The sequence below is a fragment of the Clostridium sp. AF17-21AC genome, assembly GCF_003461365.1.
Classification (GTDB): Bacteria; Bacillota; Clostridia; order Lachnospirales; family Lachnospiraceae; genus Coprococcus; species Coprococcus ammoniilyticus.
In genome coordinates, this window is sequence record NZ_QTWY01000001.1 from 364,856 (window position 1) to 391,799 (window position 26,944).

The 26,944-nt window shown below is 40.3% G+C and carries 25 protein-coding genes; 23 read left to right on the plus strand and 2 right to left on the minus strand.

Annotated elements, in window-relative coordinates:
• Nucleotides 1–3: 3 nt before the first annotated feature.
• The 7 genes from DWW85_RS01695 to DWW85_RS12640 all read left to right on the plus strand — a co-directional run bounded on the left by DWW85_RS01695 (nt 4) and on the right by DWW85_RS12640 (nt 7,957).
• Complete coding sequence (locus DWW85_RS01695; protein WP_117807302.1) at nt 4–1,197, plus strand: nucleotidyltransferase family protein; 1,194 nt, start codon at nt 4–6, stop codon at nt 1,195–1,197.
• Between the two features lie 84 nt (nt 1,198–1,281).
• Nucleotides 1,282–2,097, plus strand: coding sequence for an HAD family hydrolase (locus DWW85_RS01700; RefSeq protein ID WP_117807303.1), 816 nt, complete (start codon nt 1,282–1,284; stop codon nt 2,095–2,097).
• Between the two features lie 20 nt (nt 2,098–2,117).
• Entirely contained in the window at nt 2,118–4,466 is a 2,349-nt protein-coding gene (gene feoB, locus DWW85_RS01705; protein ID WP_117807304.1) for a ferrous iron transport protein B, read from the plus strand.
• Nucleotides 4,467–4,651: 185 nt separating this feature from the next.
• Entirely contained in the window at nt 4,652–6,256 is a 1,605-nt protein-coding gene (gene pckA / locus DWW85_RS01710; RefSeq protein ID WP_008401912.1) for a phosphoenolpyruvate carboxykinase (ATP), read from the plus strand.
• Between the two features lie 164 nt (nt 6,257–6,420).
• On the plus strand, nt 6,421–7,209 hold the full coding sequence (locus tag DWW85_RS01715; protein WP_347470663.1) for a YoaK family protein: 789 nt from the start codon (nt 6,421–6,423) through the stop codon (nt 7,207–7,209).
• A 145-nt stretch (nt 7,210–7,354) separates the two neighbouring features.
• Nucleotides 7,355–7,774 (plus strand): hypothetical protein, encoded by a 420-nt coding sequence (locus tag DWW85_RS01720; protein WP_147340888.1) that lies wholly within the window; start codon nt 7,355–7,357, stop codon nt 7,772–7,774.
• Between the two features lie 36 nt (nt 7,775–7,810).
• Complete coding sequence (locus tag DWW85_RS12640) at nt 7,811–7,957, plus strand: hypothetical protein (RefSeq protein WP_008401909.1); 147 nt, start codon at nt 7,811–7,813, stop codon at nt 7,955–7,957.
• A gap of 481 nt (nt 7,958–8,438) precedes the next feature.
• Here the strand turns inward: DWW85_RS12640 and DWW85_RS13025 are convergent, their stop codons facing one another.
• Nucleotides 8,439–8,567: a hypothetical protein gene (locus DWW85_RS13025; protein WP_264293231.1), complete on the minus strand. Its 129-nt coding sequence runs from the start codon at nt 8,565–8,567 to the stop codon at nt 8,439–8,441.
• A gap of 228 nt (nt 8,568–8,795) precedes the next feature.
• Here DWW85_RS13025 and pflB point away from each other — a divergent pair, with 228 nt between their 5' ends.
• Entirely contained in the window at nt 8,796–11,072 is a 2,277-nt protein-coding gene (gene pflB, locus DWW85_RS01725) for a formate C-acetyltransferase (protein ID WP_117807306.1), read from the plus strand.
• Nucleotides 11,073–11,463: 391 nt separating this feature from the next.
• A complete protein-coding gene (locus DWW85_RS01730; protein ID WP_117807307.1) occupies nt 11,464–12,309 on the plus strand; it encodes a radical SAM protein in 846 nt (281 codons plus the stop codon).
• Between the two features lie 203 nt (nt 12,310–12,512).
• Here the strand turns inward: DWW85_RS01730 and DWW85_RS01735 are convergent, their stop codons facing one another.
• Entirely contained in the window at nt 12,513–13,187 is a 675-nt protein-coding gene (locus DWW85_RS01735) for a Crp/Fnr family transcriptional regulator (RefSeq protein ID WP_117807308.1), read from the minus strand.
• 209 nt (nt 13,188–13,396) lie between these two features.
• On the opposite strand from DWW85_RS01735, the gene DWW85_RS01740 reads away from it, so the two are divergent.
• From DWW85_RS01740 to DWW85_RS01800, 14 genes are all read left to right on the plus strand, one after another.
• Nucleotides 13,397–14,203: a 4Fe-4S binding protein gene (locus tag DWW85_RS01740; protein WP_117807309.1), complete on the plus strand. Its 807-nt coding sequence runs from the start codon at nt 13,397–13,399 to the stop codon at nt 14,201–14,203.
• A 35-nt stretch (nt 14,204–14,238) separates the two neighbouring features.
• Nucleotides 14,239–14,835 carry a TetR/AcrR family transcriptional regulator gene (locus tag DWW85_RS01745; protein WP_117807310.1) on the plus strand — a complete coding sequence of 199 codons (597 nt, stop codon included), beginning with the start codon at nt 14,239–14,241 and terminating at the stop codon, nt 14,833–14,835.
• Between the two features lie 81 nt (nt 14,836–14,916).
• A complete protein-coding gene (locus DWW85_RS01750) occupies nt 14,917–15,750 on the plus strand; it encodes a class I SAM-dependent methyltransferase (RefSeq protein WP_226800974.1) in 834 nt (277 codons plus the stop codon).
• 118 nt (nt 15,751–15,868) lie between these two features.
• Nucleotides 15,869–18,883 (plus strand): diguanylate cyclase, encoded by a 3,015-nt coding sequence (locus tag DWW85_RS01755; RefSeq protein ID WP_117807311.1) that lies wholly within the window; start codon nt 15,869–15,871, stop codon nt 18,881–18,883.
• Between the two features lie 73 nt (nt 18,884–18,956).
• Nucleotides 18,957–19,331 carry a DUF4186 domain-containing protein gene (locus tag DWW85_RS01760; protein ID WP_117807312.1) on the plus strand — a complete coding sequence of 125 codons (375 nt, stop codon included), beginning with the start codon at nt 18,957–18,959 and terminating at the stop codon, nt 19,329–19,331.
• Nucleotides 19,332–19,450: 119 nt separating this feature from the next.
• Nucleotides 19,451–20,497: a Fic family protein gene (locus DWW85_RS01765; protein ID WP_117807313.1), complete on the plus strand. Its 1,047-nt coding sequence runs from the start codon at nt 19,451–19,453 to the stop codon at nt 20,495–20,497.
• Nucleotides 20,498–20,793: 296 nt separating this feature from the next.
• Entirely contained in the window at nt 20,794–21,684 is an 891-nt protein-coding gene (locus tag DWW85_RS01770; protein WP_117807314.1) for a Fic family protein, read from the plus strand.
• A gap of 244 nt (nt 21,685–21,928) precedes the next feature.
• Nucleotides 21,929–22,285, plus strand: a complete 357-nt coding sequence (locus DWW85_RS12845; protein ID WP_242995983.1) for a P-loop NTPase fold protein — start codon at nt 21,929–21,931, stop codon at nt 22,283–22,285.
• 14 nt (nt 22,286–22,299) lie between these two features.
• Nucleotides 22,300–22,941: a hypothetical protein gene (locus tag DWW85_RS01780; protein WP_117807315.1), complete on the plus strand. Its 642-nt coding sequence runs from the start codon at nt 22,300–22,302 to the stop codon at nt 22,939–22,941.
• 39 nt (nt 22,942–22,980) lie between these two features.
• Complete coding sequence (locus DWW85_RS01785) at nt 22,981–23,724, plus strand: hypothetical protein (protein WP_117807316.1); 744 nt, start codon at nt 22,981–22,983, stop codon at nt 23,722–23,724.
• Between the two features lie 115 nt (nt 23,725–23,839).
• Nucleotides 23,840–25,129 carry an IS110 family transposase gene (locus DWW85_RS01790; RefSeq protein ID WP_117807317.1) on the plus strand — a complete coding sequence of 430 codons (1,290 nt, stop codon included), beginning with the start codon at nt 23,840–23,842 and terminating at the stop codon, nt 25,127–25,129.
• Nucleotides 25,130–25,595: 466 nt separating this feature from the next.
• The gene (locus tag DWW85_RS13030; RefSeq protein WP_278286972.1) at nt 25,596–25,721 is read left to right on the plus strand and encodes a hypothetical protein; all 126 of its coding nucleotides are present in this window, start codon (nt 25,596–25,598) and stop codon (nt 25,719–25,721) included.
• A gap of 72 nt (nt 25,722–25,793) precedes the next feature.
• A complete protein-coding gene (locus DWW85_RS01795; protein WP_117807318.1) occupies nt 25,794–26,207 on the plus strand; it encodes a hypothetical protein in 414 nt (137 codons plus the stop codon).
• A 195-nt stretch (nt 26,208–26,402) separates the two neighbouring features.
• Nucleotides 26,403–26,888 (plus strand): low molecular weight protein-tyrosine-phosphatase, encoded by a 486-nt coding sequence (locus DWW85_RS01800; protein WP_117807319.1) that lies wholly within the window; start codon nt 26,403–26,405, stop codon nt 26,886–26,888.
• The last annotated feature ends 56 nt before the right edge of the window (nt 26,889–26,944 follow it).

Sequence of the window (26,944 nt, forward strand, 5' to 3'; positions counted from 1 at the left end):
AATATGATTCAGTATAACATCAGGACACTTGGAAAAAATGAATGGGATTTTCTGGAGTTAGTGGCGTGTGGACTTCATATGAAACCGGTATCAACGGAACGGTTGCATCAGATGGATCTGCAGGCTGTCTGGAAGTGGAGCAAATATCATATGTTAGGCGCTCTGGTTTATGACGCCATTGAACCTGCGTTAAAGGTGGACCAGACATTTGCGGCAGAGTATCCGCAGCTTCTTGCGGCATGGCGGGAGAAAAGGGATAAGGCGTTGCGTAAGAATATGCTGTTAGATGCTGCAAGAAAGCAGTTATTTAGATATATGGAAGCCGAAGGTATCTGGTATATGCCATTAAAGGGGAGCATCATAAAGGATCTGTATAAGACGCCCGGAATGAGGGAAATGTCAGATAATGATATCTTGTTTGATCCTGTATACAGTCAGAAGATCCGGTCGTATATGGAAGAACACGGATATCAGACGGAAGCTTATGGCGTTGGAGCACATGATACTTATCTGAAAGAACCGGTCTATAATTTCGAGATGCACCGGGTATTGTTTTCAGAGAAGCCGGGAGCAGAATGGAATCAATATTATCAGGATGTGAAGGACAGACTGATAAAAGATGAAAGCAATTCCTTTGGTTATCATTTTGAAGAAAATGATCTGTATATTTATGTGATCGCCCATGCTTATAAGCATCATAAAGGTTCAGGAACCGGAATACGGACACTTACAGATTGCTATATTCTGAATGAAGCATATGTCGATCATTTTGATTATGAATACATCGGGCAGGAGTTAGCTGTATTTGGAGCAGCGGAATTTGAGCAGACGCTGCGGAGTCTTGCACATAAGATATTTGCATCGGAGGATATGGGGCAGAAGAGCCGGCTTACAGAACAGGAGCGGGAGCTTCTTGCCGAACTGATGTATTCTGGCACATACGGAACGGTCGCCGGCATGGTGGAACGGGCGCTGAAAGAACTTCAGGCAGATGGAGACACAATCACAACCGGAACAAAATGGCGGTATATGTGGCGGAGACTTTTCCCGGATATGGGATTTTATAAAGAGAATGTACCGATGGTATACCGTCATAAGATTCTGTTGCCGTTTTATACTGTTTTCCGTTGGGTGCGTGGATTGATAAAGAACCGGAAAAAGATTACGGAAGAGATTAAAGCAATAAGAAAAAAATAAACACAAAACAAATATAAATGAAAGAGAATAACAGTATCGGAATGAAACAAATCTGAATATAAAAACAGAAAGGCAGACATGGATATGAGTAAATACAAGTTGATTGCTTTTGATATGGATGGAACCTTATTAAATTCCGAAAAGCGGATATCAGAGCAGACACTGGAAGCTGTGAACCGCGCATTTGATGCAGGAAAGGAAGTGATCCTTTCGACCGGAAGATGTGTGGCAGAGCTTCGGGAATATTTTAAGCGGATACCGGGACTGCGTTATGTTGTCTGCTCCAGCGGCGCGATTCTGTATGATGTGAAAGAGGAGAAGATCCTGTATTCGAATGCAATCTCTATTGAACTGGCAGAAAAGATTCTGGCAGAAAGTAAAAAAGAAGATCTAATGGTGCATCTGCTTGCAATCGAATCCATAGTGCAGAAAAAGGACATACCCCAGATGGAACGCTTTGGGATGGGCGTCTATCGGCCAATGTATGAGAAGGTTACAACACAGGTCGATGATATCTATGAATATTATAAGGAACATCCATTTGAGGTCCCGAAGCTGAACCTGTATCATGCGACAGCAGAAGGCAGAGAGAGAACCAGAAAGAGACTTGCCGGACTGGATCTTGTTCTTGCGGATGCGGAGAAGACCGCTTTGGAATGTTCGGCGACAGGAGTTACCAAAGGAACCGGGCTGTTCCGGCTGTGTGAGCACCTGGGTATTGAAATCGATGAAACGATTGCGGTTGGTGATGCAGATAACGATCTGAATATATTGGAAACTGCAGGATTAGCGATTGCGGTCGGAAATGCAAATGAACATGTAAAAGCAGTTGCTGCGGTTGTTGTCAATGACTGCGACCATGATGGATGTGCAGAAGCAATTGATAAATATTTATTATAAAGAGTTAAGAGGCGATACAAATGACGATCAAAGATTTGAAAGAGGGACAGTCCGCAACCATCTGTACAGTTGGCGGTGATGGAGCACTGAGACAGCATTTCCTTGACATGGGCGTGATACCCGGTATTGAGGTTGAACTGATCAAATATGCACCAATGGGCGATCCTCTTGAAATCCGTATTCATGATTATGAACTGACGTTCCGACTGGCGGATGCTGAGCAGATCGAGGTATCAGATAAAAAATCAGATGAAGACGAACATAGGAAAGATAACAAAAAGGATAAAGCTTTAGTAGAACATCCGGGACTTGGCGAAGGCGGAAAGTATCATGTGAAAGCAGATGAACATCCGCTGCCGAAGGATGAGATCCTGACCTTTGCTCTGGTTGGTAACCAGAACTGTGGCAAGACGACATTATTTAACCAGTTGACAGGCTCGAATCAGCATGTAGGTAATTTCCCCGGAGTAACGGTTGATCGGAAAGAGGGAATGATCAAAGGATATCCGGACACAAGAGTAACCGACCTTCCGGGTGTATATTCTCTCTCGCCGTACAGTAGCGAAGAAATTGTAACCAGACAGTTTGTATTCGATGAAAAACCAAAGGGCATAATCAATATCGTGGATGCAACCAATATTGAGAGAAATCTCTATCTGACGATGCAACTGATGGAGCTTGATATACCGATGGTGCTGGCACTGAATATGATGGATGAAGTTCGTGAGAACGGAGGATCAATCCGTATTAACCAGCTGGAAAGTATGCTTGGAATTCCGGTTATTCCAATCTCTGCGATCAAGAATCAGGGTGTAGATGAATTGATCGAACATGCAGTTCATGTCGCCAGATATCAGGAGAGACCGGGCAGACAGGATTTCTGTGATCCGGAAGATCATGGTGGTTCGGTGCACCGGTGCCTGCATGGAATCATGCATCTGATCGAAGACCATGCAGAGAATGCGGGAATCCCGGTTCGTTTTGCTGCGGCGAAGGTGGCAGAAGGGGATGCAGAGATGGAAAAATCTCTGCATCTTGAACAGAATGAGACGGAGATGATAGAACACATTGTAAGCCAGATGGAAGAAGAACGTGGAATTGATCGTGCAGCAGCAATTGCAGACATGCGGTTCGATTTTATACAGCGGATCTGCAGACAAACGGTTGTCAAACCGGCAGAGAGTAAGGAACGTATCAGAAGCCGGAGGATCGATGCGGTTCTTACGGGAAAGTATACCGCGATACCGACCTTTATATTGATCATGGGAGCAGTCTTCTTTCTGACCTTTAATGTGATCGGAGCGGTACTTCAGAATCTGCTGGAGAAAGGGATTGATTATCTGACAGCGCAGATGGATCAGCTTCTGACTGCATGGTCGGTGAACACGGTGATTCATTCACTTGTGATCGATGGTATCTTTAAGGGAGTTGGAAGTGTGCTGAGTTTTCTTCCGATTATAGTGGTGCTGTTCTTATTTCTTTCGTTATTGGAAGACAGTGGATATATGGCTCGTGTTGCTTTCGTCATGGACAAACCACTCAGAAAGATTGGGTTATCCGGAAGAAGTATTGTGCCGATGCTGGTTGGCTTCGGCTGTACGGTTCCCGGCATTATGGCGAGCCGTACCCTTCCGTCGGAGCGTGATCGTAAGATGACGATCCTGTTGACCCCGTTTATGAGCTGTTCTGCAAAGCTTCCGATCTATGCATTCTTTGCAACAGCGTTTTTCCCAAAGTATAAAGTACTTGTTATGGTCGGGTTGTATGTTGTGGGAATACTGATAGGAATCCTTGTGGCGCTTATTATCAGAAAGACATTATTCAAGGGTGAGGCAGTTCCGTTTGTTATGGAGCTTCCAAACTACAGAATGCCGGCATTGAAAAATGTATTGCAGTTATTATGGGAAAAGGCAAAGGATTTCTTACAGCGGGCATTTACGGTTATCTTTGTGGCAACGATCGTGATCTGGTTCTTACAGAGCTTTGATCTGCACTTTAACCTGACGGCAGATTCACAGAACAGTATCCTTGCAGTTGTCGCAGGATTGATCGCACCGGTATTTGCACCGCTTGGTTTCGGAGACTGGCGGATATCGACGGCACTGATATCTGGATTTATGGCCAAGGAGAGTGTAGTATCAACATTGTCTGTGCTGACTGGAAGCATGGATGTTATCCATAAGATCCTGACACCGGCATCCGCTCTGTCATTGTTGATATTCTGTCTGCTGTATACTCCATGTGTAGCAGCCGTTTCTTCCGTAAAACGGGAACTTGGAAGCAAATGGGCACTGGTAGTTGTGGTCGGACAGTGTGTTGTTGCATGGATCATGGCGGCACTTGTCTATGCAATCTGTCTGTGTTTCTAAAACAAATATAAATTATAAAATACAGGCGTGATGATTATAAAAAAAATGTAAAAAAGTCATATCCGGTAAAGATTTTCTTTACTTTTTGATTAGGGATGGCTATAATACAAATTGACTGTGGAAGTTGGTAGTACAAACTAACCTCCATAGAATAATACTTAGAAAGAAAAGAGGATTTGTGTACAATGAAAAATATTGATTTAAGCAAGTATGGCATTACTGGAACTACAGAGATCGTTTACAACCCTTCGTATGAAACACTTTTCGAGGAAGAGACTAAATCTACTCTTGAAGGATATGAAAAAGGACAGGAAACAGAGCTTGGCGCTGTTAATGTAATGACAGGTATTTATACAGGACGTTCACCTAAAGATAAGTATATTGTTGTTGATGAGAATTCAAAGGGCACTGTATGGTGGACAACAGATGGTTACAAGAACGATAATCATCCAATGACAGAAGAGACATGGGCATCCGTTAAGGATATTGCCAAGAAGGAACTTTCAAATAAGAAATTATTTGTAGTTGATGCTTTCTGTGGAGCAAACGCTGATACTCGTATGGCTATCCGTTTTATCGTAGAAGTAGCTTGGCAGGCACATTTCGTAACAAATATGTTCATCAAGCCAACTGCTGAAGAACTTGAGAACTTCGAGCCGGATTTCGTTGTTTACAACGCATCAAAGGCTAAAGTAGAAAACTATAAAGAACTTGGTCTTAACTCAGAGACATGTGTAGCATTCAACATCACAAGCCATGAGCAGGTTATCATCAATACATGGTACGGCGGAGAGATGAAGAAGGGTATGTTCTCAATGATGAACTACTACCTTCCACTTAAGGGAATGGCAGCTATGCACTGTTCAGCAAACACAGATATGAACGGTGAGAACACAGCTATCTTCTTCGGTCTTTCAGGAACAGGTAAGACAACACTTTCAACAGATCCTAAGCGTCTCCTGATCGGTGATGATGAGCACGGCTGGGATGACAACGGCGTATTCAACTTCGAAGGTGGCTGCTACGCAAAGGTTATCGACCTTGATAAGGATTCAGAGCCGGATATCTATAATGCGATCAGAAGAGATGCTCTTCTTGAGAACGTAACAGTAGATGCAAATGGTAAGATCGACTTCACAGATAAGAGCGTTACAGAGAATACTCGTGTATCTTATCCAATTGATCATATTAAGAACATCGTTCGTCCTATCTCATCAGCTCCTGCAGCAAAGAATGTTATCTTCCTTTCAGCAGATGCATTCGGAGTACTTCCTCCGGTATCTATTCTGACACCAGAGCAGACACAGTACTACTTCCTGTCAGGCTTCACAGCTAAGCTTGCCGGTACAGAGCGTGGAATCACAGAGCCGACACCTACATTCTCAGCATGTTTCGGACAGGCATTCCTTGAGTTACATCCTACAAAGTATGCTGAAGAGCTTGTTAAGAAGATGGAGAAGAGCGGAGCTAAGGCTTATCTTGTAAATACAGGATGGAACGGAACAGGCAAGCGTATCTCAATCAAGGATACAAGAGGTATCATCGATGCTATCCTTAGCGGTGCTATCCTTTCAGCTCCTACAAAGAAGATCCCTTACTTCAACTTTGAAGTACCTACAGAGCTTCCGGGTGTTGATCCGGCAATTCTTGATCCTCGTGACACATATGCAGATGCTTCTGCATGGGAGACAAAGGCATTAGATCTTGCTGACAGATTCATCAAGAACTTTGCTAAGTACGAGAGCAACGAAGCTGGTAAGGCATTAGTTGCAGCAGGTCCTCAGAAATAATATCTGAATGATCAGAATACAATATATGTTCGTGAGATACACCTGAGACACTATAACGTCAGGATATACTTCGGACAAAGAAGAACCGGGTGTGGGTTTCACATCCGGTTTTTCTTTGTAGCATGGCATATCGTTCTTGCTAACTATATTGTGTCTGATAGTATTTGAAGAAGAACGGAGAGTTGATCGAGATGAAAGTTGGGCAGAACAGACAGGCGAAACGGCAGATGTCGGAAGCGTTTATTACCAGTGTGTTTCTGGCGTTATCCGGTGGATTTCAGGATGCCTATACATATTTTACAAGAGATGAAGTGTTTTCAAATGCACAGACAGGAAATGTAGTGCTGATGAGTCAGCATTTTATGATGGGTGAATGGCAGGCAGGACTTCGATATCTGTATCCGTTGTTTGCATTTGCATTTGGGGTGTTCTTTGCAGAACAGGTACAGGGACGGTTCAAATACGCAAAGAAGCTTCATTGGAGGCAATCCATTTTGTTGATGGAGATCTTTATTTTGTTCTTTGTTGGATTTTTAACAGAAGGATGGAACATGCTGGCAACGGTATTGGTATCTTTCTCCTGTGCAATGCAGGTTCAGACATTCCGGAAAGTCAACGGACATTCTTATGCGAGTACGATGTGTATCGGAAATCTCAGGAGTGGAACAGCAGCCTTATCTGTATATTTAAGAGAAAAGAAACCGGAGCAGTTAGAAATGTCACTGTATTATTTCGGTGTGATCCTGTTCTTTGCGGTCGGAGCCGGAATCGGAGGCATTCTGTCGGTACATCTGGGCTTCCATGCTATCTGGGTATCCAGCGGATTGCTTCTTATCAGTTTCCTTCTGATGTTTAAGGATCGTCTTGAAAAAGATGTGCATGAGCTGGAGGATGACCTGGAAGAAGATATTCAGAAACTTGGAACACAGCTCCGCGAAGAAATTAAGAAATAGATAAGAGTAAAATAAAGAATATTCATTTTGTTATATTTATGAGATAATGAACGCGAAATTATTCGTTCTCAAGTGTGCTGATTATGCGGCATGCAGTAAGTATAGGATATGCAGAAAGAAATCTACAGAAAGTGAGGTGGCAGCTATGCTTCAACAACAGAAGAAACAAATATGTGTGATATATTGTATCATATTGATATTAGCTGCCACCGTTTTGGGCATAGGTGATATAGAAAGCTCCAGAATGGAGCGGGGGCTTGAACAGAATAAATCGGTGCTTCGTGAAGTCCGGACGACATCAATTAATGAAATAGGGATACTTCCGACAGGAAGCGTTCTTCGTACAGTGTTTGAAACGCAGAACTTGAAATCGTTTCAATCAGAGAAAACAGTTGATCTGTGGATCCTGGTTTTACCGTTTCTGTTTACCTTATCAGGGTTCGTTTGTGATACCAGAAAATGGTGGGTGAAGATCGGCACACTGGTGCATGCATCTCAATGGTATCGAAGGCTTGAGTATATACATAAAAAGGACGGAAAGAAACTCCTGACTTCTTACATTTGAAAACCGAATATGTAAGAAGAAAAGGAGAATAATAAAATGGGTATGGATATATTTGCTATTGTTTTTGGCGTTGTTGCAATCGGTCTCGGAGGATTCTTTTTCATTAATGAGACTTTTATTAAAAAAGAATCGGATAGCGATAAGATATCTGCAGATGCAGAAAAGAACAGCAGAGAATCATAAGCAATATAGCTATTATATAGAATGTTATAAGAAACAATAGCTGAGACAAAAAGCTGTCGGAATTGGTCATTTATTAACCGGTTTTGCCTGATATAATGCAGGTGAAAAGGGAGATATATGATGGATTCCGGCAGCTTTTTTCACGTATGCAGTTATTTGCCGTAATTAACGCATTCCTGATATAAAATACTGGATTTTCTGTTTACAATATGTTTAAATATTTGTCACATATACTTAAAAATCGACAAAAATCAGGATGGGAGATAAAGTATAGATTCGTCTGTTCAAAATGAACGATATATAAAGAAGAAAGTAAGGGATAAAATGGCAGGAACGATAGATATAAAGCCGGCGACTAAGCTGCGGTTGGCACTGGATGTGCCGGCAGGAAAACAACCGGTATTCAATATGATAAGCACATGTTGGCATTTTCAACGATTCGATATGGTGTTACTGATTTTGCCGGATTTATACAAATCTGTCATGGCGTTCCATGTATCGCAATTCCACTTTCGGCAATTCCTTTGCCAACGCTGATCTCATTTCCATATCCGATACATGGAATTGATACTCCATTTTTCAGTTCAAATGTGTCTGATAATTTATTCATTTGACGATCCTCCTTGTCTTTGATAATTAAATGATAGTTCTTGGAGTTCACTCTGTGTCAAGCTTTTTTTTAGAGATTAAAAAAATTTGTAAAAATTATGCGAATGTACGAAAAGAAATACAATAAAAATGATAAGGATTGTTGAATTATAAAAAAAGATTCTGTATAATACCATTAGAGTGTATTATATATTCACATAATATAAAATTGAAAGGAGAAAAAATTATTATGTTACAGAACCAGGAATGGGATTCATTCACAGGTAGACTCTGGAAAGAAGAATGTAATGTCAGAGACTTCATCCAGAACAACTACACAATGTACGACGGAGACGAGAGCTTCCTTGCCGGACCAACAGATGCTACTAACAAGCTCTGGGACAAGCTTCAGGCTCTTCAGAAAGCAGAAAGAGATAACGGCGGTGTATTAAAGGAGGATGCTGATGTTGTATCAAGCATCACAGCATACGGCCCTGGATATATTGATCCTGAGACAAAGGACCTTGAGCAGGTTGTTGGTCTTCAGACAGACGAACCACTTAAGAGAGCATTCATGCCTTATGGTGGTATTAAGATGGCTGAGGAAGCTCTTGAGATGTATGGTTACAAGCCAAACGAGAACTTCCATAAGATCTTTACAGAGTATCACAAGACACATAACCAGGCAGTATTTGATGCCTATACACCAGAGATGAAAGCTGCACGTCATACACATATCGTAACAGGTCTTCCTGATACTTATGGACGTGGACGTATCGTAGGTGACTACAGAAGAGTTGCTCTTTACGGTATCGATCAGCTGATCGCTTGGAAAGAGGAAGACAAGGCAAACTGTGGCGATGGTAATATGTTTGATGATATTATCCGTCAGAGAGAAGAGCTTGCAGAGCAGATCAGACGTCTGCAGGAGATGAAGGTTATGGCTCAGTCATATGGTTATGATATTTCTAAGCCTGCTTCAAACGCTAAGGAAGCTGTTCAGTGGTTATACTTCGGATACCTTTCAGCTATCAAGACTCAGAATGGTGCTGCTATGTCAGTAGGACGTGTATCAACATTCCTTGATATTTATATTGAGAGAGATATTAAGGCCGGAAAGCTTACAGAGGCTGAGGCTCAGGAGCTTATCGATCATTTCACAATGAAACTTCGTATGGTTAAGTTCGCAAGAATTAAGTCATACAACGAACTGTTCTCAGGTGACCCTGTATGGGCTACACTTGAAGTTGGTGGTATCGGTGTTGACGGACGTTCAATGGTTACAAAGAACGACTACAGATTCCTTCATACTCTTGAGAACATGGGACCGGCTCCAGAACCAAACCTTACAGTTCTTTATTCTTCAGCTCTTCAGGATACATTCAAGAAGTATGCTGCTAAGATCTCAGTAAGAACAAGCTCAATCCAGTACGAGAATGATGATGTTATGAAGCCTATCTGGGGTGATGACTATTCAATCTGCTGCTGTGTATCAGCTACACAGACAGGTAAAGAGATGCAGTTCTTCGGAGCTCGTGCAAACCTTGCTAAGTGTCTCCTTTACGCTATCAACGGTGGTAAAGATGAGAAGTTCTTAGACAAGAAGACAGGCAAGCCAATGCAGGTTGGTCCTGAGTATGCTCCAATTACTGCGGAGTATCTTGACTATGATGAAGTTCTTGCTAAGTACAAGAAGATGCTTGATTGGTTAGCAGGACTTTATGTAAATATCCTGAACCTGATTCAGTACATGCATGATAAGTATTACTATGAGTCAGCAGAGATGGCACTTATCGATACAGATGTACGTCGTACATTTGCAACAGGTATTGCCGGATTCTCACACGTAATCGACTCACTGTCAGCTATCAAGTATGCTAAGGTTAAGGTTATTCGTAACGCAGAAACAGGTCTTGCAGAAGACTTTGAGATCGAGGGAGAATTCCCTAAATATGGTAATGATGATGACAGAGCTGATAACATCGGTGTATGGCTTCTTCATGAGTTCCTTACAGACATCAAGAAGAGACACACATATCGTAATTCAGAGCCTACAACATCTATCCTGACAATTACATCAAACGTAGTATATGGTAAGTACACAGGTAACCTTCCGGATGGAAGACGTGCTTGGACACCATTCGCACCAGGTGCTAACCCAAGTTACGGTGCAGAGACATCAGGACTTCTTGCTTCACTGAACTCAGTAGCTAAGATTCCTTATGAGTGGTCATTAGATGGTATCTCAAATACTCAGACAATGAACCCATCAGCACTCGGACATGACGAGGAAGAAAGAGCTGAGAAGCTTGTAAGCGCTATGGACGGATACTTCGATCAGGGTGCTCACCACTTAAATGTAAACGTATTCGGTAAGGATAAGCTCCTTGATGCAATGGAGAATCCGGATAAGCCAGAGTACGCTAACTTCACAATCCGTGTATCAGGATATGCTGTTAAGTTTATCTCACTTACACGTGAGCAGCAGCTCGACGTTATCAATAGAACATTCCATGACTCACTGTAAATCTTACACAGTCTGAATGTTTTAACAGATAAGTAAAAGATTGGAGTCCCGGGGAGTCTATCTCCGGGACTTTTTTACAGCATAAGGCAGACGGATTTTTATCCGTATATCATGTGCTTCGCACATTCTATGCATTCCGCAAAATCAGCATTCTTGCGAGCAAATAATTTTGCGTTCATTATATCATGTGCTTCGCACATTCTATGCATTTCGCAAAATCAGCATCCTTGCGAGCAAATAATTTTGCGTTCATTATATCATGTATGAAAATTGTGTATCAGAGAGAAAATAGAAAGAGACTATGAAGCTGTGAGTGGTGGAAACAGATGCATAGTCGTGGTTGTTTAATGTGTATTTTTGTAAAATAATAGAAAGAACTTAGAGGTGGAACATGCCGGAAAAGAAACAGATTTTAGGATATATTCATTCAACAGAAAGCTTTGGAGCAGTCGATGGTCCGGGAATTCGATTTGTTGTATTTTTACAGGGATGCAAGATGAGATGTAAATATTGTCATAACCCTGAGACATGGAATCTTGTAACAGATTACAGCAGACTGTATGCTGACGATGTCAGCGATGATGAAAGAGAAGCACTTGAGAAAAAAATTGAAGAGAATACAAAACTGCTCAAAGATAAAGGTGTTAAGATCGAGGCTAGAACTCCGGAAGATCTGTTAAAGCAGGCACTTCGTTATAAGCCATACTGGAAAGGTCAGGGTGGTATCACTGTAAGCGGTGGTGAAGCATTACTTCAGATGGATTTCCTGATCGAATTTTTCAAGCTGGCAAAGGCGCAGGGTATCCATACTACGATCGATACGGCCGGAAATCCATTTACCAGAGAAGAACCGTTCTTCTCAAAGTTCAATGAACTGATGAGCCTTACAGATCTTTTTCTACTTGATATCAAACAGATCCATGATGATAAGCATCGTGAATTAACAGGATTCTCAAATCAGAATATTCTGGAGCTTGCACAGTATCTGTCCGATCAGGGCAAGCATATGTGGATCAGACATGTACTTGTTCCGGGAATTACGACAGATGAGGATGATCTGAAGAAGACAAAAGAATTTATAGATACTCTTAAAACAGTGGATAAGGTAGAGGTACTTCCATATCATAAGCTGGGTATTCAGGAGTGGGAGAGACTTGGAATTCCTTATAAATTAGAGGGAATCGATCCTCCAACGGAAGAACAGCAGAAGCTGGCAAAGAGCATTCTTGAAAATTAGGCTATGAATAAAAATGGAAGATGAAATTACTTATTATTTCGCAAGACGCTTTCGCTCTATTCCTCGGCGCAGCGGTACGTAAAGTTACGAAAGACGTAACTTAAGTACCGGCGCTCGGAAAGGCTTGCTGCATAATAATAATTCATCTTCCATTTTTATGCCACAAACTTATATAGTAAGATATGCTCTTTGCAAGCATGTTTTTAGAATAGACGGAAAGTTGATCCTTTAGTGTCAATAATTCCGCCTTTTTTTAGTTTACTGATTTCAGCGGACATGGCGGAGCGTTCTACACCGAGATAGTCTGCGAGTGCCTGACGATTGAAAGGAATAGTGAAGGTATCCGAATGATTCTGTTTTGCCTGGTCGGAGAGGTATGCCATTAATTTATCACGGGTTGTTTTCTCTGACATATAGCGTATTTTTTGGTTTAACGCAAGGTTTTTTCGGGCAATTTCGTGCAGCAGATTCCGGATCAGGGTGTTGTGAAAATCACAGGAATTCGAACAGGAGGTCAGAAGGTGGTGGCAGTCCAGAAGCAGAATATCACTGTCAGTCATGGCAAAGACGCTGATCGGTACAGTAGAAAGACCTGCACAGGAGAAGGCTTCTGCAAACAGATCACCGGGTTGTAGATCTGTCATGACGCTTCGGTGCCCATAATAATCTTCACGGATCACCTGCGCTGTTCCGGTAAGAATGATTCCGATAAAGCGTGCCGGATCGCCCTCTACGAATATGGGATTCCCTTTTTTTACATGAATATGGTTTCCGTCCAGACATGTAAGCATAGCCGGCAGATCCTGTTCATCGATGCCGGTAAACAGGCGGCAGGCTGACAGGGTATCAATATAGGATGTAAGATCAAGTTTGTTCATAAAATTTCCATTTCCTAAATGTTATTTTGTTGGAAATCCAACATACATTTTGAAATAAGTATATTAGAATAAGCACATAAAATCAAGAACCTGATTGACAGTTAAGTGATGAAAGTAAGCTGCGATGTATAATGTCGATCAAAGAAGCGACAGATATAACAGCAAATATCATAGAATGATCAGGTATCGGGTATTTAGGAGGAAAAACGATGATTCGCAGGATTATAGAAATTAATGAAGAAAAGTGTAATGGCTGTGGGGCATGTGCATCGGCATGCCATGAGGGCGCGATCGGGATGGTGAATGGAAAAGCAAAGCTGCTTCGTGATGATTATTGTGACGGACTGGGAGACTGTCTTCCTACCTGTCCGACCGGAGCCATTACATTTGTTGAACGTGAAGCAGCGGACTATGATGAGGCAGCGGTATTGGCGGCAAAAACTGAGAAGATAGTAGATGAAGCAGGCAGTCCGTCAGGAGAACCACTACCATGTGGTTGTCCGGGTACGGCTATGAAGACATTTAACAGAGACCGGTATGACAAAAAGACAAGAACTGTTGAAGCTGGGAGTAAGACTGTGCAAAATGGTGAAGTATCACCTGAGCTTGTACAGCAGTTAGCATCGATGATGGGACAGCAGGAGTCAGAGCTGCGCCAGTGGCCGGTACAAATCAAGCTTGTTCCGGTGACCGCCCCTTGGTTTGATGGAGCAAAGCTGCTTGTTGCGGCGGATTGTACAGCGTATGCATATGCGAATTTCCATCGGGAATTTATTAAGGAACATATCACTTTGGTTGGCTGTCCGAAGCTTGACATGATAGATTATTCTGCAAAGCTGACAGAAATCATCCGGAATAATAATATCCGGAGCGTTACGGTTGTGAGAATGGAGGTCCCGTGTTGTGGTGGTATTGAGATGGCTGTAAAAAATGCTCTTCAGAACAGCGGCAAATTCCTTCCGTGGAATGTGGTTACAATTTCAACAGATGGCAAAATTATGTTAAATAATGCTTGACATTTTAGTTAGAAGCATCTAACATAACATGTGTTATGATGAATGATCAGGAAAACACAATAGAGAAAATCAAACAGACAGCATTAGACGAATTCTTCATGCATGGCTATAATAAAGCAAGTCTTCGAATGATCTGCAGCCGGGCAGGAGTTACGACCGGTGCAATGTATTTTTATTTTAAGAATAAAGAAGCGTTGTTCCGGGAGATTTTTGAACCACTGGTTGTGCAGTATGAAGAATTGCTTGTCAGATATATGGAGTTAGAGCTTGCAGAGCCGGAGCTTGGTACGCAGTTAGATGTTCAGATGATGCGATTTATTCTGGAACACCGAAAAGAAGCGGTGGTCATTCTGGAGAAGGCGCAAGGAAGCTGTTATGAAATGTATCGTTCCAAGGTAGAACAACTGATGGAGCAGTCGATATATACATTTTATAAGAGCCGGATGGAATGTGAGCCGGATGAGAAGCTTGTAAAGATACTGGCAAAGATCCGTTTGGATGGATGTCTGGAGATTATTAAAGGAAATTACAGTATGGAAGATAGTTTGTATCTGGTTGAGAAGATCGGGATCTACTCAATGGGTGGAACAGACAAATTAATACAGAATCTAAGAGAGCCTCACAGCATGTGATATGTAGCTGTGGGGTTCTTTTTTTACAACATAACAAAAAATAACATTTGTTATGTAAATGCAGAAAAGGAGAATAAAACAATGAGTGAAGGAAAAGCAATGCAGACAGAAAATCAGAATAAGACAAAGGTCAGTGTACAGGGAGTACCGGAGACGATGCTGCAGACTTTATTTGCAAGAGCAGCAGAATCCAGAAAAGAAAATCACAATATCTATGACGAGAAAGCAATCGAGATCGTATCCAGGTTGGATTATGATTTCTCAAAGGCGGAATCCGATAAGTTGATGAGCAGCGGTGTAATTGCAAGAACGATCGTACTGGATCGTCTGGTAAATGATTATCTGACCAAGCATCCGGATACCATTGTTGTAAATATTGCCTGTGGACTGGATACCCGGTGTTACCGGATGAAGGGAAAATATCAGCGTTGGTACAATATCGATCTTCCTGAGACCATGGATATCCGAAGTCGTTTTCTTGAGGAGAATGGACCGATTTACCAGATTGCTAAGTCTGCAACAGATCCATCGTATACGTTGGATATCGAGTATCATGGAGAACCGGTTTTGGTGGTCATAGAAGGGCTTACGATGTATTTAACGGAGCAGGATGTGCGTAAGATGTTTGAGATTATTGATCAGACATTTACACAGGCAAAGGTTCTGGTTGAGGTAATGGCACCATTTGTTGTGAAGCATATGAAAGAGAAGTCCATAGAGGGAAGCCAGGCGAAATTCATCTGGGGTGTGAAAAGCGGAAAAGTATTTCAGAGTGTGGCACCTTCTTTCCGGAGCGAAAAAGATATCAGTCTGGTAGAAGGAATGAAGGAATTTGTTCCTGTATATAAGGTGCTTGGAAAGATTCCGGCTGTAAGGAATTTTTCAAACAAGATTCTGATACTGAATAAACGATAAGAGTTGAATTTAACGGATTTGGTAAATTGCCGGCGTTTGTGATACGCATAGGTGTTGCCATGCTGCCTCAAAAATAGTAAAATAAACTCAGATTTTGTCTGAATATTGGAGGTTTACTATGAATGAGACAGTTGTGATCAATGCATATATAGTCATATCAATTATTATTGCTGCTACAGATATATTATTAGCGGTAAAATCTTTTAAAAAGAATAAAACAACAGGTAGATTTCTGGGGTTTGCCTGTATGGGTGCGGCTATTGTAGATATTAGTTATCTGATCAGTATCATAAGTGATTCCTATATGTGCATGGCGGTTATGTCGAGTATATATTTTATAAGTATAGATTTTATGCTTGTCTCTCTTTTAATTTTCATGGTTTATTTCACAAAAGGAAAGTTTTCCGGATATGGGAAATGGATGGTAGCATTCTGCTTTTTATATTGTATATATGAATTGATCGTGTTTGCAGTTAATCCATTTATGGAAATTGCAATTGAATATAAACCACGGGATACGCTGATTGCAAAGTATAGCTATCAGATGAAGCCCTTGTATGAGCTCCATCTGATATTTTCGTATGTAATGGTGTTATTGGTGGTAGGTTTATTGATTCGGAAGATCTGTAAGATTCCGCATGAGTATCGTTGGCAGTATTTAAGTGTTATCATAGGAATTCTTATTATTGTAGGGATAAATGCAATCTTTTTATTTTTACCGGGCGAATCCGTAGTGAATTTACTGGACTACTCGATCGGAGGATACAGTATAGTATCATTTATCATTTATTGGAGCTGCTTTGATTATTCCACACATGGGATGTTGAATAAATTGAAGACAAGTATATTTGAAAATATAGGGCAGGGCATCGTTTTGTTTGATGATGACGAGCGCCTGATTCTGCATAATGAAAGGGCTGATTTTTTCCTAGGAGAAAAACTGTTGACCGGATGTAAAGATCTTCAGAGTTTTCTGGATGTATATGGATTGTCGTTTGATCCGGAATCAGATGACGACAGCTTTTCCCTGCAATGCTATATTAAGTCGGAAACGGAAGAAAAAACATTGCGGTGTGATGTAAAGAAGCTTGAAAATAAAAACGGCCATAAGATTGGTCAGATGTTTGTATTTACAGATATCGCACTTGAGACGGATATGCTTACAGGATTTCAGAAATGGGAAAATTTCAAACAGCTTGCATTGGAAAAAAATGATCATTTTACGTTCCCGGTAGGAGTTGCTGTATGTGATATTAACAGTTTGTCTGTTATCAACAGCACACTTGGAAAAAAAGCAGGGGATCAGAAGATCCGGTTGTTGTCGGAAAATATGAGAACCTGTTTTCCTGAAAGGGCATATTATGTCAGAGGAACCGAGGCACATCTTATAGCATTGTGTAGCCGAAGCAGTGAAGATGAGATGGCAGTATGTGCCGGAAAACTTAAGGAGAAGTTCGACGGAAGTATTCAGTACGCAGTCAGTGTAGTAGAAGATGAGACACACAGTATAGTTGAAAGCATTCGAAATACAACTAAGGCTATGCGTACAAAGAAATTAGTAGACAGCAAATCCATTCATTCGGATATGCTGGCATCTCTGATACGGGCACTTGAGGAATGTGACAGTGATACGGAGCATCACGTTCGCCGTACACAGATTATGGGTGCAGAGCTTGGTAAACGTATAGAGTTATCCGATATACAGCAAAGCCGCTTGTCCCTTCTCTGTCTGCTTCATGATATCGGAAAGATCGGTGTTCCGATGGAGATATTGAACAAACCGGGAAAACTTACCGATGAAGAATGGAAGATCATGCGTTCACATGTTGAAAAGGGCTACGATATTGCAAACAGTAATGTAGAATTGAAGCAGATCGCAGAGGAAATCAGACATCATCATGAAAGGTGGGATGGAAAGGGCTATCCGGACGGACTGAGCAGGGAGAGTATACCGGTACTGTCACGTGTAATTGCTGTTGTTGATTCATTTGATGCGATGGTAAGTGACCGTCCATATAGAAATGGAATGCCTGTATCCGATGCACTTGAAGAATTAAAAAATTGCGCCGGAACACAATTTGATCCGTTTATTGTTTCCGAGTTTATTCAAATGATATCAGAGAATTATTCTGATACCGTAAAGGGAGTTCATAAGTTCAGACAGGAGAAGGAAAAGCCTCAACGCAAACAAGTGGCAAAACCGGAGGAGAACAGTACACTTCAGGAAGCATTCTGTGTACATACAGTGCAATGCAGCAGATATTTGCTGGATGGTTCATGGAATATTTTGTCTGTGGATGATAATTTCGAGAAGCTGACAGGTTATTCCGGTGAGGATGTAGAAAAAAATTCCATGAATCAGATGGATCTGATCCCTGAAGCTGATCGGACAGAATATTTGTGCCGGACAAATGCCAATCTGGCTAAGAGTACATATGTATTGCAGGAACACAGACTCCATCGAAAGGATGGAAAGGATATTTATGTCTTTTGCTATGGACGTGTCTTTTACGATTCGGCAGTTAAACAGGATCGTGCAGAGATTATTATTTCAGATGTATCGAGTACTTATTCCATGAAGATCCTGACAGATGCAGAGCAGAATAAGGCAGAAGTCAGATTGCGGAATTGGGAGAATACATATCGTACAGATTCCCTGACGGGTCTTTTGAATCATGCGGCTTTTCGGAATGATATGGAGATGAAGCTGTTATCAGGTGATTTTAATGCAATGATGATCATGATAGATGTTGATAAATTTAAGCAATATAATGATACCTATGGTCATCATAATGGTGATAAATATCTGATCTTAGTCGCCCAGACATTGCTTGTGTCTTTACGAAATGAAGATTTTGCCAGTCGTATGGGTGGGGACGAATTTGCGGTAATGATGTTCTTCAATAAGAGTGTGCCGGAGAAGGCGATCAAAGAACATGCCCAGCAGATATTTGACAAAGTAAATCTGACAGTAAAATCTGCAGAGGGAGGTACCGGCATCTCTATGGGCGCAGTTATCGCTAAGTCAGAAGCAACCTTTAACCGGTTATATGAGGAAGCAGATAATGCATTATACGAGGCGAAGGAAAGCGGAAGAGGCAGACTGGTCGTGAAGGAGCATGGGGAAAAATAATATAGTATTTATGTTTATAGATGGCATTCTAACAGGAAGTGTTAGGATGCCATAAGAAGTTTGGAGAATTTTGATGACAAAAGAGGAATGGTATAAGCAGCTATTTGAGAGAATTGGTAATTCCAAGTTCCGAAGCAGCTTTCATTTAAAGCAGAAGGATATTGATTACATAAATGAAAAGGGACTGGATACTATAAGGCAGCATGCGCAGGACTTTATTGCAAAGCGGGAAGCTCCGGCGGTTATTCCAAACGATGGAAAACAGACGCCGATGAAAGGGCATCCGGTATTTATCGCACAGCATGCAACTGCAACCTGCTGCAGGGAGTGCATCCGAAAATGGCATAAGATACAGCCGGGCAGGAAATTGAGCCAGATACAGCAGGAGTATCTTGTGGATGTGATCATGACCTGGATTCAGAGAGAGATGGAGAGGAATAAGGATTAGATAGGTAAAAATAATATTTCTTTAATTGGGATAGAATACTATGAGATAATTCGCTTAATTTGTTGACTATTCCCTTAATTAACACTATTATTTAAGGAAAAGAAAGGAGAAGTAAGGGAATGCGAAACTTCAATTATTCTGCAATTAAATATCAGAAATGGGATTCAGAGATTTTAGGGTTAATTGCTGCTATTTATAAAGAAGCTGGAAAACAGGAGATGTATTTGAAGCAGCGTCCAGAGGAACTTGATAAACTTGTAGAGATTGCAAAAATACAAAGTACCGAGGCATCTAATGCTATTGAAGGCATTGTTACGACGAGTACCAGAATTCGTCAGCTTGTTGAAGAAAAGACAACACCTAAGAACCGGGATGAGCAGGAAATTGCGGGTTATCGTGATGTGCTGAATGTTATTCATGATAGCTTTGATGCGATTCCTATTACAAAAAATTATATTTTGCAACTGCACAAGATGTTATATAGCCATATGAACAATCCGCTTGCAGGGCAAACAAAGAATGTACAGAATTATATTAGTGCTACTTATCCAGATGGACATGTTGAAGTGCTGTTTACACCACTTGCTCCATTTGAAACACAGGAGGCACTCGACAGAATCTGTGAGGAATACAATCGTGTCATAGGAAATATGGAATTGGAGCCACTTATTGCTATCCCTGTTTTTATACATGACTTTCTATGTATTCATCCTTTCAATGATGGAAATGGAAGAATGAGCCGTCTGCTCACTACATTACTGCTGTATCGGAGTGGATTCTATGTTGGAAAGTATGTCTCATTGGAAGCAAAGATTGCCAAGAATAAAGACCTGTACTATGAGGCTCTTGCTGCGGCTCAGCCGGGCTGGCATGATGGAACAGAAGATGTAGTGCCATTTATCAAATATTTACTTGGTACCATTCTTGCTGCCTATAAAGATTTTGAAGACAGAATGGCGTTGGTTGAAATAAAACTACCTGCACTTGAAATGGTACGGAGAGCAAGTCATAATAAAATTGGACGTTTCAATAAGCAGGATATACGGGAGCTATGCCCTACACTCAGTGACAGTTCTATTGAAGGTGCATTGCGGAAACTGGTTGCATCAGGAGAATTGAGGAAAGAAGGAAAAGGAAAAAATACCTGCTATATTGGGGTGAGGTAGGTGGTTGATTTTTTGTAAATATGAATTGGGGTAAGGGGTGGATTCATAACAGGATTTTGTCTGAATACTTATCCAGATGACCAAAACTAAAATATAAGTACCAACCGTCAAATTCGCTGGTTGGTATTTTTTTAGAGTTTTCTACGTCGGCAAAAACGACAGAAGAATGAGGGCAAAATATGGATTTGTTGCCGATAATGTGGTATACTAACTATAGTAAACGTGATTTTTGAAATCATGATAATAAAAGGTTCACAGAATATGCTTTTTATCGTGTGGAAGGAGGAGAGCGGCAGATGCAATATCTTTCAGTTGCTGAAATGGCAAAAAAATGGGATGTATCTGAACGTAGTGTAAGAAATTATTGTGCCCATGGTCGTGTGCCGGGAGTATTTCTTACCGGAAAGACATGGAATATTCCGGAAAATGCAGAAAAGCCGGAGCGCACTAACAAGAAGAAAGAAAAAACAACGACCTTACTGGATGTTTTGCAGGATGAGAAGGCGAATAAATATGCTGGAGGCATTTATCATAAGACACAGATTGATTTAACATATAATTCAAACCATATGGAAGGCAGTCGGCTGACCCACGATCAGACCAGATATATCTTCGAGACGAATACCATTGGTATAGAAAAAGAAGTGCTTAATGTAGATGATGTGATTGAAACAGCAAATCATTTCCGGTGTATTGATATTATTATTGATCATGCAAAATTGGCATTGACGGAAAAGTTTATTAAGGAGCTGCATCTGATTCTAAAAAATGGAACCAGTGATTCCAGAAAGGATTGGTTTGCTGTCGGTGATTACAAGAAACTGCCAAATGAAGTCGGCGGTATGGAAACCGCACTTCCGGAAGAAGTTGCAGACAGAATGAAGAAATTGCTGTCAGAGTACAATAACAAGGAAGAAAAGACCTTTGACGATATTCTGGATTTTCATGTGAAGTTTGAACGTATCCATCCATTTCAGGATGGAAATGGTCGTGTGGGACGTTTGATTATGTTCAAGGAATGCCTGAAATACAATATTGTTCCATTTATTATCGAGGATAATTTGAAAATGTTTTATTATCGAGGATTGAAAGAATGGGACAATGAAAAAGGGTATCTGACTGATACTTGCCTGACAGCACAAGATAAATATAAAGCATACCTGGATTATTTTAGAATTGCATATTAAAAGTGAAAATACTGCGGCACAATATCGTGCGACAGTAACATTGAATGCTGTACAGTAATATTAACAGAACCCACCACGCCTCTGATTTTTATGCGCAACTCGGTGGGACTTTTTTTGTGAAACAATCGATGCTATTAATAAATGCAAAAAATCCGATGAGTGATATGGATGATGGGAAAAAGCAAGTATTGTGTATGCGCTTCCATTCCCAAAGAAAGTTGAGGATGTGTCAGAGAATTATGATATGGCAGTTTATTATGACGCATGGGAAAATGATAATGATACATACCCTGTGTTATCTTTAGTGTATGAAATAATAAAGCAGTTAGGAATAAATTATGCTTTTGAGGATAATAGCAATGCATTCAAGTTGGCTGGCGCTGTGTTAGAAGCACTTACTGGTAGAAACATAAACGGTATTATTGAAAATTTAAAAAGTGAAAATCCTCTTACAAATGTTAAAGAAGAAAAAGATTTACACGAGAATATAAAAAATTTCTATATGGAGTTGTTGGTTGAAAGGGGAAATCAGCTCGTAGTTTTCATAGATGAATTGGATAGATGTAAACCAAGTTATCAGTTCCTGATATTCCGCTTTTAACTTATCAACATTCAATGAGAGATATTAACAGGGTAATGGAGCGTGAGATAGCGAGGGGGAGCTGCCCTTTGAAGCTGGATCATATTGAATTTGGAGATTATTCGTATCAGAAGATAACGTCAAAAAAGAAATTGCTGGAGGTGTTATCGTATTTGTTGTGGATAGGTGATTTCAAACAGTATGCCGGAAAGACTATCCTAAATAATGTTTATATGGACCTGCGAGGGAAAAAGCCTGTATTCAAGCGAACCAAGACAGCTATGGAAAGAAATAATATATTCTCAACAATCAGAAGGTATGCAAAAAAGCTAAAGACGCAGTATAATGGAGATGTATATCTGGAAATGGTCAGATGTTATTTCGATATACCGCAAGAAAATCTGGAAAAGTGCCGATATACATATCAAGGGAACGAAACATATGCCTTCTTGATGTCGGACAAGTATATCATGGCATTGTATACGCATTGTTTGGTGGCAAGGAAAGAGGCTGCCATGCAGGATATGCAGGTTGATGGTTTTACAGAGAAAGAATATGGAATGGTAAGGTTGGAGAATGTGGGAGATGTTTTGTTTCAGGCGTTGTTATTGGATAATATAAAAAATCAAAATGGAAGACTATTTGTTGAACTATGCACAATGTATCGTCTGTACTAGGAGCAAAAGAAAATTTGAATGAAAAAGAGGTAATAGGCAATGGAAAAAGGATTTAGAAAAGCAGTAATAATATTTGTTGATATTTTAGGCTCTCAAGATAGGGAAGGATTTGATGAGTGGTATAATATTATGAGGATATTCAGCGAGGCTGTAAAACGTGAAAAAGAACTGGATACAGCACATCCGTGGACTATATATAAAAGAGAAATTCATGTATTTTCTGATTGTGCATATATAATTTACGATTATAAAGAAGGAGTGGAAGAAGAGAGAAAAAATATGAATGCTTTAATGTGCATTGCTTGTTATAATACAGAGAAAATGTTATATGAATTTTTAAAGAATGGATTTATAGCACGTGGAGCCATTACTTATGGTGAGATATATTATGATAATGAAAGAAATGTTTGGTTTGGACCAGGTATGAATAAAGCCTACTTTCTCGAGGCAAAAAAAGCTAGGTTTCCAAGGATAATTATTGATCCAGAGTATGCGCAAGAGCTTATGGATTATAATGAAAAAATGTATCGAGATAATGCAATGCAACGAGAAATAAATGGGGAGATTATTAGAAAAGATACAGACGGATTGTATTATTTGAATTATTTAAATAGCATTTCTTTTATACCGGATTCAGATGAAACTGCTATGAAGATTTTTCGCTTATGCCAAATTGAAAGAAGCAAAAAGCGTGAAGATGAAAAGTTGAGCATATCAATAAAAGAAAAGTATGATTGGTTAGAAAATTATTTGCAGGACTATTTTGAGATAGACTTTGTATGAGGAGCATTCCTGTAATTCATTAAAAGCACCAATTGAATAAAAAAGAACCTCAAGGTATGATTGAGTTGCATCTTGGCGGATGTAAACAAAACAATCAAAACACCGGAGGTTCAACATGAATTATACACAGAATGAAAAAATTGAGCAAGTAACAGATACAACATTGGTTGTTGGAGTTGATATTGGAAGCCAGACGCATTATGCAAGAGCTTTTGATAACAGAGGGCGCGAGCTTACAAAACGAGTTTTTTCATTTCAGAATGATATCGAAGGATTTAATTTCTTTCAGCTTTGGACAGAAAAACTGAAAAATGAGAATAAAAAGACTGCAGTTCTGATTGGCTGTGAGCCGACTGGTCATTACTGGTTTGCGTTTGCAAAGTATGTACAGGATCATCAGAAAACATTGGTAATGGTCAATCCATTCTCTGTTAAGAAGATCAAGGAACTTGATGATAATAGTCCAAAGAAAACGGATGCAAAAGATCCGAAGACAATAGCAAAGCTGGTTGTGGATGGAAGATATTCGATTCCATACATGCCAGAGGGCATTTATGCCGAGATAAGAGATTTGGTATACAGCCGTGACAGGATTATGAAGCAGCATAACATATCTGCAAACAGAATCCAGAGATGGCTTGCAATACACTTCCCGGAGTATCTGGGATTATATACAAGATTTGATGCCGCAAGTGGTTTGGCGGTGCTTGAAAAAGCACCATTGCCGAAGGATGTAATTGCACTTGGAGTAGAAGGAATCCGAAAGATCTGGCACGATAAGAAGATGCGTGGCAGAGGCGTTACAGAAGATAGGGCAAAGAACCTGGTAGAAGCTGCATACAATAGTGTTGGTCTGGATGGAGGAATTGGAACAAGAAGTGAGTTATATATGCTGCTTGAGGAACATCAATTATGGACTTCACAACTGGAAGCTGTGAATAAGGTACTGGAAGAGACTATTCGGAAAGTACAGCATGTGGAGAAGTTACTCGCCATTAAAGGAGTAGGAAGTGTTACAATAGCAGGATTTATTGCCGAAGTAGGTGATATAAGACGTTTTAAGTCGCCGAAACAGATCCAAAGGTATGCCGGTTTGGAATTAGTAGAAAACAGTTCCGGAAAGCATAAGGGAAGCTCGAGAATCAGCAAGCGAGGAAGAAGAAAACTCAGAAAGATCTTGTATCAGGTAATGATACCATTGTTGGCAAGGAACAAAGAGTTTCGAACAATCTATGATTATTATGTGACTCGTGTAAAAAATCCATTAAAACGAAGACAGGCAATGATTGCTGTCAGTTGTAAGTTAATTCGCGTATTCTATGCGGTATTAACAAAAGGTGTGGACTATGACCGGTTTAAAATGATGTCAGATATTCATCATGAAAGAGGAGTTATAGCCGCATAAGAAAGAAGTACTGTAAACAGGAAAGCGTCCGCCTTCAATGGTGCTGTGAAACAGGAATGTAAAAGTATATAAAACAAAGTAGAGCTAGTAGCTGCGTTGACATTTTTTATAGGGCAAAGACCCTGCTGTAGGAGCATAAGCAGCACCCAACTATGGATAAGCAGAACGAAGGAATTTAGGACCCGGCAGAGGCAGGTGATCCTGGTAGATATGAGAGGTTAGTTACTGTGGAGGAATTTGGGAGAACAAGAAAGCCTTCATAAAGAAAAACAAAGACGTTTAATTTGTTGTACTCAAAATCATCAGAAATGAGCTCATTGAAGCTACTTCGTATCTGGGAAACTCTAGTTTGTAAATATATGTAACTCGTAAACTGTTCAACAAACCAAGTAAAATCAAGGCTTTTGTTGAACATGCACTAAAAAGAATAGAGAGAATAAATGAATATGATGATAAAGTATATAAATTGGCATCAGAAAACACAAAATACAATTCTGTTGGTACAACTGTAAGAGAAAAGAATGATGAATGGCGAAATGAAAAAGAATGGGACGATGTATTTGAACAATTACAGAAAGAAAAAATGCATTAGTTGGTACTTGAAGTCCAAAATGTAATAGAGATATCAAGTGCGAAGTGAGAAATATAAAATAGGTATAATATTATGAGTAGAGGAATTGGCGCTCACGCAAATTTAATTCTTGAAGATGAGCAGAATGTAATATACGAATATGGTGGGTATAACCTGAATGATTTGGAATATAATAACGAAAATCATTTATATGATGGAATGATTATTATTTCGAGAGAATGTTTTGTAGAACCTGAGATACATGAAAAAATAAAGAAGATGCAATCAGGTAGGAGGAAAGTTATTTCAAAGCGCATACCTATATCAGTTGATTATGGGAAAATGTTGGAAGAAGGCTTAATAAAAGTAGAAAATTGTAGTAATTGCTGGCAGGTTACGGAGGGCAAGCTGAATATCGATGTGATGGTATGCCGCATCTTATTTTATGTATTTAGAAAATATCAGGAAGAAGGTAAGATTCCAGAATATATTAGTTACAATGTATAGAAGGATACAGGTATGAAGGAGTAGTAACCCCACCCACTTTTTACTCCGTTTCTACTACGTTTGCTGTACACATCTTACGATATTTTGCTAAGGTTTGCATTTTATGTACAGAAATGACCGATACATAAAGAAGAATTAACACCGCGCAAATCGCTGCAAATGGCAGCAGAACAGCGCATTTTGAAAGGAGTTTTTATGAGTATACGCGTACTTTTCATCTGCCATGGCAACATCTGCCGTTCCCCCATGGCAGAATTCATATTAAAAGATATAGTAACAAAACGTGGCATTGCCGATCAGTTTGAGATCGCATCGGCAGCCACCAGCACAGAAGAGATTTGGAATGGTGTAGGGAATCCGGTGTATCCGCCGGCAAGAGGAGAACTTGCCAGACATGGGATAAGCTGCAAAGGCAAACGGGCGGTGCAGCTTACAGCCTCAGATTATGATCATTACGATTATCTGATCGGTATGGATTTTATGAATATGAGGAATATTGAACGAATGACCGGACACAGACGTGGGGATAAGATCTATAAGATGCTGGAGTTTGCCGGACGAGATGCAGATGTCAGAGATCCGTGGTATAGTAGAAATTTTCGGGAGACTTATGAAGATGTTGTAGAAGGCTGTCAGGCGTTTCTTGACTGGTTGACAATTAACAAGAAATTAAGTAATTGATTAACCCAAATTTCACTTGATTTCCGAATAATTAAGTTGGATGCGAACTTTCTTTT